Here is a 13,868-nt window from a genome sequence, read left to right on the forward strand (position 1 = left end):
TGGGGTGGTCACACAGCCGACTTATCCATGGAAGGGCCGGGGACCTCATGACTTCCAGCCACGCCTTCTGGCTCGCCGGGCGCCGGGCCACCGGTGAGACCGCCTTCGACGTCACCTCGCCCTGGGACGGGCACCTGGTCGGCAGGGTCGGCGTGCCGGACGACGCCCAGATCGAGGAGGCCGTCGCCGCCGCCCACGCCGTGCGGGACGAGTTCGCCGCCACGCCGGCCCACGTACGGGCCGCCGCCCTGGACCACGTGGGCAGGCGGCTCGCGGAGCGGACCGAGGAGATCGCCCGGCTCATCTGCGCCGAGAACGGCAAGCCGGTCAAGTGGGCCCGCGGCGAGGTCGGCCGGGCCGTGTCCGTCTTCCGGTTCGCGGCCGAGGAGGCCCGCCGGTTCAACGGCGGGGAGGCCCAGCGGCTCGACACCGACGCCGGGGGCCAGGGCCGGCTCGCCCTCACCCGGCGCTTCCCGAAGGGCGTCGTGCTGGGCATCGCGCCCTTCAACTTCCCGCTGAACCTCTGCGCCCACAAGGTCGCCCCGGCCGTCGCCGCGGGGGCGCCGATCATCCTGAAGCCCGCCCCCGCGACCCCGCTGAGCGCCCTGCTCCTCGGCGAGCTGCTGGCCGAGACGGAGCTGCCGGCGGGTTCCTGGTCGGTGCTGCCGGTCCCCAACGACCGGATGCCCGCGCTGGTGCGGGACGAGCGGCTGCCCGTCATCTCCTTCACCGGGTCCGACAGGGTCGGCTACGCGATCATGGACTCCGTGCCGCGCAAGCACCTCACCCTGGAGCTCGGCGGCAACGGCGCGGCCGTCGTGCTCGCCGACTGGGCGGGCGACGAGGACCTGGACCGGGCCGCGGCCCGTATCGCGACCTTCAGCAACTACCAGGGCGGGCAGTCCTGCATCTCCGTGCAGCGGGTCGTCGCGGACGCCTCGGTGTACGACCGGCTGCTGCCCCGGATCGTCGCCGCGGTCGAGGCCCAGGCGACCGGGGACCCGTCCGACGACGCGACCGATGTCGGCCCGCTGGTGAACGAGGACGCGGCGAAGCGCGTGGAGTCGTGGGTCGAGGAGGCCGTCGCGGCCGGTGCGGAGCTGCTCACCGGCGGCGTGCGCGACGGTGCCGCGTACGCGCCGACCGTGCTGGCCGGTGTGCCCGCCGACGTGACGATCGCCCGTGAGGAGGTCTTCGGACCCGTCCTCACCGTGCAGCGGGCCGAGGGGGAGGCCGCCGCCTTCGCCGCCGTCAACTCCTCCAAGTACGGGTTGCAGGCCGGTGTGTTCACGCACGACCTGCAGGCCGCCTTCCGTGCCCACCGGGCGCTGGAGGTGGGCGGTGTGGTGATCGGCGACGTCCCCTCGTACCGCGCCGACCAGATGCCGTACGGCGGTGTGAAGCAGTCCGGCGTCGGCCGGGAAGGGGTGCGGTTCGCCATGGAGGACTACACGTACGAGCGCGTGCTGGTCCTCACGGGGCTCGCCCTCTGAGGCACCGCGGCGGTCCACGACGGCCGGAGCCCGCTGCGCGCGGCTCCGGCCGTCGCCGCCGGACCGCTCCGGGCCCTCAGCCGGAGAAGCCGACGTGCGCGAGCCGCAGCGGGCCGCGCAGTCCGACGCGCAGGTCGTGCACCCCGGCGGGCCGCAGCCGGAGCGCGGTGACGGCGGTGCTGTAGGCGTACGGGCCCCCCGTGGGCCCGATGGTCAGCTCCGCGAGCACCCGGCCGTCCCCCAGGGCCAGTTCGATGCTCCCCCCGCCCGCCACCTCGACCGTGGCGGACCGGACGCCGGCGCCGAAGTCGCAGGCCCGGTAGGTCAGTTCGGCCGTGCGGTCCCGAGCGTCCGTGACCGCCGGTGACGCGGGCACCTCCGGTGACGCGGACGACCCCGGTGTCACCGCGTCGCCCGACTGTTTCGTGCGGTCGACGATCAGGGCGCCCCGCTGCTCGTCGAAGTCCACCGCCTCCAGGCCGTGTCCGAGGACCGGGCGTGGCCGGGCGGGGGTGCCGACCAGCCCGATCGTCCCGCGCAGGCGGATGTCCTCGCTGGACGCGCCCACGAGGAGTTCGTACGCGCCGGGCTCCAGGCGCCAGAGGCCGTGCGCGACGTCCCAGAACCCGAAGGCGGGGAGCGGGACGTCGAAGGACAGCTCCGCGGTGGCGCCCGGGGCGAGGCGGACCCGGCGGTGGGCCAGCAGCGCACGGCGGGGGCGCGGGACGGACGGGGCCACCGGGCGGCCGTAGAGCTGGACCACCTCGTCGGCCGCCGGGCCGCCGGTGTGGGTGACCGTGAAGGAGACCCGCACGGACTCCTCGCCGACGTGCGCCGCGAGGTCCCCGTACCCGAAGGACGCGTACGACAGGCCGTGGCCGAACGGGAAGAGCGGGGTGCCCTCGAAGTACAGGTACGTCTGACGGCCGCCGATCACGTCGTAGTCGAGGAGCGGGGGCAGGTCCGCGTCGGAGGCGTACCAGGTCTGGGGCAGGCGGCCCGCCGGGGAGACGTCGCCCGCCAGGACGCGGGCCAGCGCGGTGCCGGCCGCCTGGCCGCCGTGCGCGGTCCACAGGACCGCGGGGAGGTCCGCGGTGCCGGTCGCGTAGGGGTACGAGGACGTGATCACCAGGGCCGTGCGCGGGTTCGCGGCCCGCGCCGCCTCCAGCAGGCGCCGCTGGTGGTCCGGGAGGGCGAGGGTGGTGCGGTCCTGCGTCTCGCGGCCGTTGATGTGCGGGTCGTTGCCCACGACCACGAGGACGGCGTCGGCGGAGGCCGCGGCGTGCGCCACCGCGTCCTCGCCGCGCTCCGTGACCTCCACGCGGAAGACCGCCGGACCCCCGCCGTCCTCGTCGGCAACCTTCACGCCGCCGGCGGTGACACAGACGTGGCGCCCCGTGCCGAGATGTCTCAGGAGGTGACCGGTGCCATGAGGATCGCGGGACACGTACGGCTCCAGGCGGAACGTCTCCTGGACGACCCAGCCGCCCGGCCGGTCCGCCGAGGCGCGGACGAAGCCGTCCTCGGCGACCGAGAGGTAGCGGCCGTCGGGAGCGCGCAGTGTCAGGACGCCCCCGCCCCAGTCGACCAGCGCGAAGTCGGTGCCCACGGCGTCCGTGGTGAGCGGGGGCAGGTCGGTGCGGCCCGCGAGGAGGGCCGGGTCCAGCGCGCCCCGCTCGCCGCGCGCCCCGTCGGCCGGGCCGCCTGTCCCGTCGTCGGCCGGCGCCACGCTCAGGTACGTACCGGCCGGGGTCCGCAGCCGTACGCGGTCCACGCCCTCGGCGAAGTCCACGCGGTCGGCGCCGAAGCGCTCGTACAGGCCCTCCAGCGGTGTGGACCGGTGGAGGAGGGTGCCGCTGTACCAGTCGAGCTTGCACTCGTCGGCGAGGAGGCCGACCACCGCGATCCGGGTGTCCTCCCGGGCGAGGGGCAGCAGGCCGTCGTTCCTGAGCAGGACGACCGCCTGTTCCGCGGCCTCCCGGGCGAGGGCCCGGTGCGCGGGGGTGTCGAAGTCCCCGGGGTCCGCCCAGGGGTCCGGGCCGGGGTCGAACTCACCGAGCCGGAAGCGGACCGAGAGCTGGCGGCGCACCGCCGTGTCGATGTCGGCCGTGGTCAGCAGGCCCTGGTCCAGTGCCTTCCGGACGCGTGCGACGATCCGCGAGCTGTCCGTGCCGTGGTCCGTGAAGCTGTCGACGCCGGCGCGCAGAGCCGCGGCCGTCGCCTCCTCGTGCGTGTCGAAGTAGTGCTCGTGGTCGACCAGGTTCGAGGGCGCGCCCGCGTCCGAGCAGACCAGCAGGTCCTGGTCCGTCCAGGCGCGCAGGTGCTCGGCCAGGTACGGCGAGACGTGGTTGGGGCGGCCGTTGACCAGGTTGTACGCGGGCATCACCCCGGCCACCGCGCCCGCCTCGACCGTCGCGCGGAAGGCGCGCAGGTCGTACTCGTGCAGCACGCGGGGCCGTACCGAACTCGACGTGGTGGCCCGGTCCGTCTCGTTGTTGTGCGCGAGCCAGTGCTTGAGGACCGGGGCCGTGCGCCAGCGGACGGGATGGTCGCCGCGCAGACCGCGGGTGTACGCGGTGGCGATCGCCGAGGTCAGCGCCGGGTCCTCGGAGTAGCCCTCCTCGTTGCGGCCCCACAGGGGATGGCGCAGGAGATTCACGGTGGGTGCCCAGACGTTGAGGCCGACCCGCTCGTCACGGGAGCGCATCGCGCGGATCTCGGCGGAGACCGCCCCGCCCACCCGGCGCACCAGTTCCTCGTTCCAGGTCGCGCCCAGGCCGACCGCCTGCGGGAACACCGTCGCGGGACCCATCCAGGCCACCCCGTGCAGCGCCTCCTGGCCGGTACGGAACGCGGCGATGCCGAGCCGCTCCACCGCCGGTCCGAACTGGTGCAGCATCGCCACCCGCTCGGCCGGGGTGAGCCGCGCCAGAAGATCGTCGACGCGCTTCGCGAGCGGCAGCCGCGCGTCACGGAAAGGCGGTGTCTGTGCAGTCACACGAGGTTTCCTTTGCGAAAAACGAGCGAGGCGGGTGAGGTATTCGAAGCGCTTCGATGCTCATTCGACCGACGGTCGGGTGTCAAGACGCCCGGCTGTGGCAAGTCCGGATCTGCTTGAAAGTACTTGAAGACAAAGGGGGTTGCGGACGATCACCGGGGTCCGGACGCCTACCGGGAATGTTGGAATCGACCCTTGTGCGCCCTGAGGTGTTCACCTAACCTCGCAACGACATCGAAGCGCTTCGACTGCCTTCGGTCATCGACGATGCCGCTCCCACGTGCGGATACCTCCGAGGTCCGCTTCCGCTCGGCCAGTTCCGATCGAGACACCGCAGCCGACGGCCACACCGCCGGGCGTCCCGCTGCGCGCCACGAAGGGTTGACGCAATGACGCCGAACACCTCCGCCACCGGTCCCGGCCGGAGAAGCTTCCTCGCCTCCACGGCGGCCGCCACCGTCGCCGTGGCCGGCGGGACGCCGCTGCTGGCCGCCTGCGGCGGCTCCGGCGGCGGCTCCAAGGAGGGCACGACCTCGGGCAAGGACGCGAAGAGGATCCTGCCGGCCTTCGTGGCGCAGGAGGTGGTGACGCCGGACATCCCGTCGCGGAACGGGTCCTCCCTGGGCTTCACCGGCAAGCTCGTCGCGGCCGACCTGAAGACCTCGGTGCCCGGGAAGCTCGGCAAGGGCAGCACGATCAGGATCATGTCGCCGTTCTGGGGCTCGCCGCCGAAGGGCGACAACCCCTACTACGAGGCGATGAACGCGAAGATCGGCGCGAACGTCGTCTGGCAGAACCAGGACGGCAACACGTACGACGAGAAGCTCGGCGCGGTCCTCGCCTCCAGCGACATGCCGGACGTCGTGGTGATCCCCGGCTGGAACATGGGCGGCAAGATCCCCGGCGCCATCATCAGCAAGATGGCGGACCTCGGCCCCCACCTCTCCGGCGACGGGGTCAAGGACTACCCGAACCTCGCCGCGATCCCGACCGACGCCTGGCAGCGCTCCATCTTCGGCGGCAGATTACGCGGCCTGCCGATGCCCAGCTCGTACGTCCCCAACATCGTGCCGTACTACCGGAAGGACGTCTTCGACGAGAAGGGGTACGAACTCCCCACCTCGGCGGCCGAGTTCCTGGCCCTGGCCAAGGAGATCACCAGCGCCAGGGCGAAGGTGTGGGCCTGCGACGACATGAAGTGGACGGCCTTCAACAGCTTCGGCGTGCTGTCCGGCAGCGAGAAGTCCCTCGGCTGGCACCTCGTCGACGGCGAACTGGTGTACCGCGCCGAGACCGACGCGTACCTGGAAGCGCTGGAGTGGACGCGCAAGCTGTACTCGGCGGGAGTCGTCCACCCGGACGCCAGGGCGCAGAACCAGGGCGACTCCGGGCTGCGCTTCACCTCGGGCGAGGTCCTCGTCTACAACAACGACCTCTCGCACTGGTGGGCCAAGACCACCGAGCAGGCCGCCCAGAACAAGGACTTCCGCATCGCCGGCATGGACATCTTCGGCCACGACGGCGGGGACCCCGCGCTGTGGGCCGTCTCGCCCGCGACCATCTTCGCCTTCGTCAACAAGAAGGCGTCGAAGGCCGTGGTCCGCGACGTGCTGGCCGCCGCGAACGTCACGGCCGCCCCGTACGGCACCGAGGAGTACATGCTCACCAACTACGGGGTCGAGGGCACGCACTACACGGTCGAGGACGGTACGCCCACCAAGAACGACAAGGGCAACCAGGAGGTCCTGAACGCCTTCGTGATGCTGGCGAGCCCCGCCTCGACGATCGCGCACCCCGACCTCCCGCGGATCGCGAAGGCGCAGGTCGAGTGGCAGCAGCGGATGGGTGCCCGCACCAGGAAGTCCTCCTTCCACGGCCTCCAGGTCATCGAGCCGGCCCGCTACACGAACCTGTCCAACGACTTCGAGCAGCTGGAGGACGACGTCGTCCGGGGCCGCAAGAAGATCGCCGACGTGCAGCGGGCGGTGTCGGACTGGAAGCGCCAGGGCGGCGACGGGCTGCGGGACTGGTACCGCAAGCTGCTGGACGACAACGGCTCCGCGCAGGGGTGACGAGGTGGCACACGGCACCACGTCGGACGCCGCCGCGCCCTCCGGTCCGCAGGACGGGCCCGCCGGACCCGCCGGACCGGCCGGGACAGGACGGCCCACGAGGTCCGGCGGGTCCGGGTCAGGCTCCAGCTCCGGGTCCGGGTCCGGGTCCGGTGGAGTCTCCGGGGCCGACAGGAAGGCGCTGCGCAGGGCCGCGAAGGGCGGCACCTTCAGGGTCCGCTTCCGGCGGGACCGCACACTGGTCCTGATGACCCTGCCGGCCGTCCTGCTCGTCCTGGTCTTCAACTACGTACCGATCCTGGGCAACGTCGTCGCCTTCCAGGAGTACGACCCGTACGTCAGCGACAACGGCCTCGTCGCCGTCCTCCACAGCCCCTGGGTCGGCTTCGAGCAGTTCTCGCGGCTGTTCGAGGACTCGGCGTTCTGGGACGCCGTCCGGAACACCCTCGTCCTGTTCACCCTGCAACTGCTGCTCTTCTTCCCGGTCCCGATCCTGCTCGCGCTCCTCATCAACAGCGTGCTCCGGCCCCGGGTGCGGGCGGTGTCGCAGGCGATCCTCTACCTGCCGCACTTCTTCTCCTGGGTGCTGGTCGTCACCGTCTTCCAGCAGATCTTCGGCGGCGCCGGCATCATCGCGCAGACCCTGCGCAACCACGGCCACGAGGGTTTCGACCTCATGACCGACCCCGGGGTCTTCAAGTTCCTGGTGACGGCGGAGGGCGTGTGGAAGGACGCCGGCTGGGGCGTCATCGTCTTCCTCGCGGCACTGGCCTCCGTCAGCCCCGACCTGTACGAGGCGTCGGCGATGGACGGAGCCGGGCGGTGGCGCCGTATGTGGCACGTCACGCTGCCCGCCCTGCGGCCGGTGATCGCCCTGCTGCTGGTGCTGCGCGTCGGTGACGCGCTCACGGTCGGGTTCGAGCAGATCCTGCTCCAGCGGGACGCGGTGGGACCGGGCGCGGCGGAGGTCCTCGACACCTATGTGTGGTGGAACGGCGTCCGCAACCAGGACTTCAGCTACGCGGCGGCCGCCGGGCTGATCAAGGGCGTGGTCAGTCTCGGCCTCGTCCTCGCCGCCAACAAGATCGCCCACCTCATGGGCGAGCAGGGGGTGTACAAGAGATGAGTGCCGTGACCGGAGAGCGGCCGCCGTCCGCCGCGGGCGTGCCCCGGCGGCCCGGCCGCCGGTCCGCGCCGCCCAGGCCCGTCTGGGAGGAGGCGCCCGGCCGCGCGGGGCTCGCGGGCAAGGGCGCCGTGCTGGCCGTCGCCTGCCTGGCCGTCCTGTTCCCGCTGTGGATCGTCGTCGTCACCAGCCTCTCCACGAAGCGGACCATCAGCGAGGCCGGCGGTCTGGTGGTGGTCCCGAGGGACATCACCTTCATCGCCTACCAGGAGCTGCTCGGCGGCGGCCAGGTCACCCGCGCCACCGTCGTCAGCCTCGGCGTCACCGTCGTCGGCACGCTGTTCTCGATGACGGTGTCCGTCCTGTGCGCGTACGGGCTCTCGCGCATCGGGTCCGTCGGGCACCGCTGGTTCCTGCTGACCCTGCTCGCGACGATGTTCTTCGGCGCCGGCCTCATCCCCACGTACCTGCTGGTGCAGTCGCTGGGGCTGACCGACACGTATCTGGCGCTGATCCTGCCCAGCGCGGTCAGCGTCTTCAACATCCTGGTGCTGCGCGCGTTCTTCATGGGCATCTCGCAGGAGCTGACCGACAGCGCGCGGATCGACGGGGCGGGGGACTGGCGGATCCTGTGGCAGATCGTGCTCCCGCTCTCCCGGGCCGTCATCGCGGTGATCACGCTGTTCTACGCCGTCGGGTACTGGAGCGCGTGGTTCAACGCGTCGATCTACCTCAGCGACCAGGACATGATGCCGCTGCAGAACGTGATGATCCAGCTCGTGCAGAAGCAGGAACCCCCGGTGGGTCTGGGGCAGGCGATCAGGGCGGGGGAGCTGTCCGCGCTCGCCGTGCAGATGGCCGTGATGGTGCTGGCGCTGCTGCCGGTCGCGTTCCTCTCGCCGTTCGTGCAGAAGCACTTCAGGAAGGGGATGCTGACCGGCGCGGTCAAGGGTTAGCAGTGGCCCGGTGACCGCGGGCCGGTCGTCACGCGCGGCTCGTGTGCGGCTGGTCGCGCGGTTCCCCGCACCCCTGACGGGGCACTCCTCGCCCCTCCCGGCAGAACGAGGTATGTCATGCGCACGACTAGCGCTACCGGCAAGAACGGGCGGTCCGGGCTGGCCGGCGTCACCCGTGGGCGGCTCCTCTTCGGCGGTGACTACAACCCCGAGCAGTGGCCCGAGGAGACCTGGCACGAGGACGTGCGCCTCATGAAGGAGGCGTGCGTCAACTCCGTCACCCTCGGCGTCTTCTCCTGGTCGAGGCTCGAACCGCGGCCCGGCGAGCGGGACTTCGGCTGGCTGGACCGGCTGATGGACCTCATGCACGGGAACGGCATCGGGGTCGTCCTCGCCACCCCCACCGCCTCGCCCCCGCCCTGGATGGGCCGGCTCCACCCGGACACCCTGCCCCGCGACCGGGACGGCCGCACCGAGTGGTGGGGCGGCCGGCAGCACTTCTCGCACTCCAGCGCCACCTACCGCCGGTACGCCGCCGCCCTCACCGAGGACCTCGCCGCCCGCTACGGCGGCCACCCCGCCCTCACGATGTGGCACATCAACAACGAGTACTGCACCTACGACTGGGGCGACGAGGCGGCCGTCACCTTCCGCCGCTGGCTCCGGGACAGGTACGGCACGCTCGACGCGCTCAACACGGCCTGGGGGACGGCCTTCTGGAGCCAGGGCTACGGCGACTGGCAGGAGGTCCTGCCGCCGCGCCGCGCCCACCACCTGAACAACCCGACCCAGGTGCTCGACTTCAAGCGCTACACCTCCGACCTGCTCCTGGAGTGTTACGCCGTCGAGCGCGACATCGTCCGCCGGTACTCGCCGGACGTGCCGGTGACCACCAACTTCATGCCGATGTGGGCGGGCCAGGACGCCTGGAGGTGGGCGCGGGAGGAGGACGTCGTCTCCGTCGACCTCTACCCGGACCCGCGCGACCCCTTCGGCGCGCAGGAGGGCGCGCTCGTCCAGGACATGACCCGCTCCCAGGCCCGCGGGCCGTGGATGCTGATGGAGCAGGCGGCCGGTGCGGTCAACTGGCGGGACGTGAACCGGCCCAAGCCGCGCGGCCTCAACCGGCTCTGGTCGCTGCAGGCCGTCGCCCGGGGCGCCGACGCCGTCTGCTACTTCCAGTGGCGGCAGTCCCGGCAGGGCGCGGAGAAGTTCCACTCCGGCATGGTGGGTCACGCGGGGGAGCGGGGGCGTACCCACCAGGAGGTCAGGCGGCTCGGCGCCGAACTCGCCCGTATCGGCCCCGCGGTCGCCGGCCGGCACTCGGCCTGCGAGGTCGCGGTCCTCCACGAGTGGAACGCCTGGTGGGCGGGCACGCAGGACGGCCGGCCCTCCCGCGAGGTCGACCCCGCGCAGCTCGTGCGGGCCTGGCACCGCGCCCTGTGGGAGGCGCACCTCACCACGGACTTCGCCCACCCCGAGCACGACCTGTCCGGGTACCGGCTGGTCGTCGTGCCGCAGCTCTACCTCCTCACCGACGCCGCGGCCGACAACCTCGTCGCGTACGTGCGCGGCGGCGGCACCCTGGTCTGCGGCTTCCTCACCGGGATCGCGGACGAGGACGACCGGGTGCGGCCCGGCGGCATGGACGCGCGCCTGCGCGACCTCTTCGGCATCCGCGTCCTGCACGAGTGGTGGCCGCTCGACGCCGGGGAGCACATCGGGTGCGACGGGTTCCGGGGCACGCTGTGGTCCGAGGAGATCGAGGCCGGGGACGCCGTCGCGCACGCCCGCTACCGGGGCGGCGAACTCGACGGACTGCCCGCCGTGCTGCGCAGGGGGCGCGCCTGGTACGTCTCCACGCTGCCCGAGCCCGCCGCGCTGCGCGAGTTGCTGGCGGACGTGGCCGCCGGGGCGGGGGTGCGGCCGGTGCTCGACGGGCTGCCCGCGCAGGTGGAGGCCGTACGCCGGGGGGACCTGCTCTTCGTCCTCAACCACGGGCGCGACCCGGTCGGGGTGGCGCTGCCGGGCACCTACCGCGACCTGCTCGGCGACCGGACGGTGACCGGCCGCCTGGAGCTGCCCCGCCACGGGGCGGCGGTGCTCGCCCCGTGAGCGGCAAGGCCGGTACGGCGGGCACGACCGGCACACCGGGCACGACCGGCACACCGGGCACGACCGGTACGGCGGGTGTCCCCTACCCCTCGCCGCACGGCACCTGGGAGCCGGGCCCGGCCGGTCGCTGGGAGGACGCCTTCCTGAGCGGCAACGGCCGCCACGGGGTCCTCGTGTTCGGTGATCCGTACGACGACCGGGTGATCGTCACCCATCACACCCTCGTCCGCCCCCACGACGGCGGGCACCCGGGGCCGCCGGAGCTGGCGGCCGGGCTGCCCGCCGTCCAGGACCGGCTGCTCGCCGGGGACCCGGCCGCGGCCGAGGACTTCACGGACGGGCGTCCCCTGCAGTGGGTGCGGCCCTTCCACCCCGCCTACCGGATCCGGCTGCGGCGGCCGTCCGGCCGGGAGGGCGGCTGCCGCCGCTCGGTCGACTTCACCACGGGCGTCACCGAGGCCCTCGGCGCGGGCGGGCGCAGCCGCGTCTTCGTCTCCCGCGCCGACGACGTGATCGTCCAGCACGTGAGCGTGCCGGGACCCGTCCTGGACATCACGCTGGACCACCGGCTCCCCGGCGCCCCCGACCGGCTCGCGGTGGGCGAGGGCGCGTTCCTCACCCCCGGGGGCGCCGTGCTCACGCTGAGCGTGCGCCACCCCGGCAGCGACCGGGCGTACACCGGCGTCACCCTGGCCCTGGTCACCGGCGGCCGTACGACGCTGGCCCCGCCCGGCCTGCGGGTGACGGGCGCCGCGTCGGTCCTGCTGCTGACCCGCCTGGAGCGGCACACCGGGGACGTGGACACGGTGGCGCGGGCCCGGGCCCTGCGCGGGCTGCTGCCGGCGGCCGGCGACGACCCGTACGAGCGGCTCCTGGAGCGCCACCTGCGCCTGCACCGCACCGCCTACACCCGCGTCTCGCTCACCCTCGACGCCGACGACACCGAACGCGCCCTGCCCGGCTCCGAACTGCTCGCGCGGCCCGGCAGCCCGGCCCTCCTCGAACGGCTCTTCGCGGCCGGCCGCTACCACCTGCTGTCCTCCAGCGGGATGCTGCCGCCCCGGCTCACCGGACTGTGGACCGGCGACTGGGACACCGCGTGGTCCGGCGCCTTCACCACGGACGCCAACCTCAACCTGCAGACGGCGTCGGCCGTCGCGGGCGCCCTGCCCGAGGTCGTGGAGGCCCACGCCGCGCTGGTCCACGGGCAGCTGCCGCACTGGCGGGACAACGCCCGCGCCGTGTTCGGCGCCCGGGGCGCCGTCGCCCCGGCCCACACGGACGGCGAGTGCGGGCACACGTACCACTTCAGCCGTGAGTACCCCCTGCACCTGTGGACCGCGGGCGCCGACTGGCTGCTCAAGCCGCTCGTCGACCACGACGAGGCCCGCGGGGGGCGCGACCCGCGACTGGCCGCCGCCCTCGCCGAGGTCGCGCGCTTCTACGAGGACTTCCTCACCCGCACGGACGAGCACGGCCGACTCGTCGTCGTGCCCTCCTACTCGCCCGAGAACCGCCCCGTGAACGCGAGCTGGGGCACGCTCAACGCCGCCATGGACCTCTCCGCGGCCCGCCACGCCCTGCTCACGGCGGCGGAGTACCACCCCGGCACCGACGCCGACCGGTGGCGCGCCCTCGCCGGGCGGCTGCCCCCGCACCGCGTCAACGCGGACGGCGCGCTCGCCGAGTGGGCCTGGCCCGGCCTCGAAGACCGTTACGACCACCGGCACCTCAGCCATCTGTACGGCGTCTGGCCCCTCGACGAGATCAACCCCTACGACACCCCCGGACTCGCCGCCGCCGCACACCGCGCCCTGGAACTGCGGGGCACCGAGAACGACTCCGCGCACGGCCATCTGCACCACGCCCTCGTCGCGGCCCGCCTGCGGGACGGCGGTCGGGTCGCGCACGCGCTCGGCCGGGTGCTGGCGGGCGACTTCTTCCACGCCTCCCTCATGAGCGCCCACTACCCCGGCCGCGACGTCTACAACGCGGACGCCGCGCACACCCTGCCCGCCCTGCTCGTCGAGATGCTCGTCCAGTCCACCCCCGGCCGGCTGGCCCTGCTGCCCGCGCTGCCCGCCGGCTTCCCGGCGGGCGGACTGCGGGGGGTGCGCACCAGGTTCGGCGCCGAGGTCGACCTCGACTGGAGCGGACGGGAAGCGCGCGCGGTGGTGCGGCCCGCCCGCACCTGCCGCGTCGAGCTGAGAACCCCCTCCGGAGCGCGACAGCTCTCCCTGCGCGCCGGGGAGGACCGCGTCCTCACCCTGGGGCCGCGGCAGACGCACCGCAGACCCACCCCCCACATCCCCCCACCCATGGAAGGGACACCATGGCACCACGCACGCTGAACACGAAGAGGATCACCAAGGCCCTGCTGGCCCCCGCGCTCGCCCTCGGCGTCACCGTCGGCCCGGCCTCCGCCCCCGCCTCCGCCGCGGTCTGGAACTCCTGCGACCAGTGGGGCAACACGACCCTGAACGGCTACACGCTCTACAACAACATCTGGGGCTCCGGCGCCGGCAGCCAGTGCGTCTGGGCCAACTCCGGCACCAACTGGGGGGTGTGGGCCGACCACCCCGACACCGGCGGCATCAAGTCGTACCCCAACTCCAAGAAGGTGATCAACAAGCCGATCACCTCGATCGGCTCGCTGTCCAGCAGCTACAGCGTCACGGTCCCGCCGGGCGGCGCGTACAACACCTCGTACGACATCTGGGACACCGACTACGACTACGAGATCATGCTCTGGGTCAACCACAACGGAGCCGTCGGCCCGCTCGGCACCTCCCAGGGCAACGTCACCCTCGGCGGTCACACCTGGTCCGTCTACAAGGGGAACAACGGCGCGAACGAGGTCTTCTCGTTCCTGCGCACCTCGGACTCCAGCTCCGGCACCGTCAACATCCTGCCGATCCTGAAGTGGATCAAGGACACCAAGGGCTGGATGGGCAACGAGACCATCGGCGACGTCCAGTTCGGCTACGAGATCACGTCCTCGTCCGGCGGTCTGGACTTCCGCACCGACAACCTGACCGTCAGCAGCAGCTGACCCGCGTCCGGCGGACGTGACGGTGCGGCCGGCCCCCTCCCCGGAGCCGGCCGCACCCG

The 13,868-nt window shown here is 73.0% G+C and carries 8 protein-coding genes; 7 read left to right on the top strand and 1 reads right to left on the bottom strand.

What is annotated here, in order from left to right:
* Positions 1–47 precede the first annotated feature (47 nt).
* Positions 48–1,493, top strand: coding sequence for an aldehyde dehydrogenase family protein (locus KM933_RS19780; protein ID WP_221354019.1), 1,446 nt, complete (start codon positions 48–50; stop codon positions 1,491–1,493).
* Between the two features lie 76 nt (positions 1,494–1,569).
* Here KM933_RS19780 and KM933_RS19785 read toward each other — a convergent pair whose 3' ends face one another.
* Positions 1,570–4,491, bottom strand: a complete 2,922-nt coding sequence (locus tag KM933_RS19785) for a glycoside hydrolase family 3 C-terminal domain-containing protein (RefSeq protein WP_221354021.1) — start codon at positions 4,489–4,491, stop codon at positions 1,570–1,572.
* A 389-nt stretch (positions 4,492–4,880) separates the two neighbouring features.
* Between KM933_RS19785 and KM933_RS19790 the strand changes: the two genes are divergently transcribed.
* The 6 genes from KM933_RS19790 to KM933_RS19815 all read left to right on the top strand — a co-directional run bounded on the left by KM933_RS19790 (position 4,881) and on the right by KM933_RS19815 (position 13,809).
* Positions 4,881–6,563 (top strand): extracellular solute-binding protein, encoded by a 1,683-nt coding sequence (locus KM933_RS19790; protein ID WP_221354023.1) that lies wholly within the window; start codon positions 4,881–4,883, stop codon positions 6,561–6,563.
* Between the two features lie 4 nt (positions 6,564–6,567).
* Entirely contained in the window at positions 6,568–7,689 is a 1,122-nt protein-coding gene (locus KM933_RS19795; RefSeq protein ID WP_308013465.1) for an ABC transporter permease, read from the top strand.
* Complete coding sequence (locus KM933_RS19800) at positions 7,686–8,642, top strand: carbohydrate ABC transporter permease (protein ID WP_221354027.1); 957 nt, start codon at positions 7,686–7,688, stop codon at positions 8,640–8,642. The genes KM933_RS19795 and KM933_RS19800 overlap by 4 nt, the downstream gene beginning before the upstream one ends.
* A 117-nt stretch (positions 8,643–8,759) precedes the next feature.
* A complete protein-coding gene (locus KM933_RS19805) occupies positions 8,760–10,757 on the top strand; it encodes a beta-galactosidase (RefSeq protein WP_221354028.1) in 1,998 nt (665 codons plus the stop codon).
* Positions 10,754–13,108: a glycosyl hydrolase family 95 catalytic domain-containing protein gene (locus tag KM933_RS19810; protein ID WP_221354029.1), complete on the top strand. Its 2,355-nt coding sequence runs from the start codon at positions 10,754–10,756 to the stop codon at positions 13,106–13,108. Before KM933_RS19805 ends, KM933_RS19810 begins: the two co-directional genes overlap by 4 nt.
* Positions 13,090–13,809: a glycoside hydrolase family 12 protein gene (locus KM933_RS19815; RefSeq protein WP_221354030.1), complete on the top strand. Its 720-nt coding sequence runs from the start codon at positions 13,090–13,092 to the stop codon at positions 13,807–13,809. Before KM933_RS19810 ends, KM933_RS19815 begins: the two co-directional genes overlap by 19 nt.
* The last annotated feature ends 59 nt before the right edge of the window (positions 13,810–13,868 follow it).

The organism is Streptomyces beigongshangae, assembly GCF_019710745.1.
Classification (GTDB): Bacteria; Actinomycetota; Actinomycetes; order Streptomycetales; family Streptomycetaceae; genus Streptomyces; species Streptomyces beigongshangae.

Excerpts from the sequence above, each read along its gene's own strand:
- KM933_RS19815 (WP_221354030.1), top strand. The coding sequence starts at position 13,090 with ATGGCACCACGCACGCTGAACACGAAGAGGATCACCAAGGCCCTGCTG.
- KM933_RS19780 (WP_221354019.1), top strand. The coding sequence starts at position 48 with ATGACTTCCAGCCACGCCTTCTGGCTCGCCGGGCGCCGGGCCACCGGT.
- KM933_RS19805 (WP_221354028.1), top strand. The coding sequence starts at position 8,760 with ATGCGCACGACTAGCGCTACCGGCAAGAACGGGCGGTCCGGGCTGGCC.
- KM933_RS19800 (WP_221354027.1), top strand. The coding sequence starts at position 7,686 with ATGAGTGCCGTGACCGGAGAGCGGCCGCCGTCCGCCGCGGGCGTGCCC.
- KM933_RS19790 (WP_221354023.1), top strand. The coding sequence starts at position 4,881 with ATGACGCCGAACACCTCCGCCACCGGTCCCGGCCGGAGAAGCTTCCTC.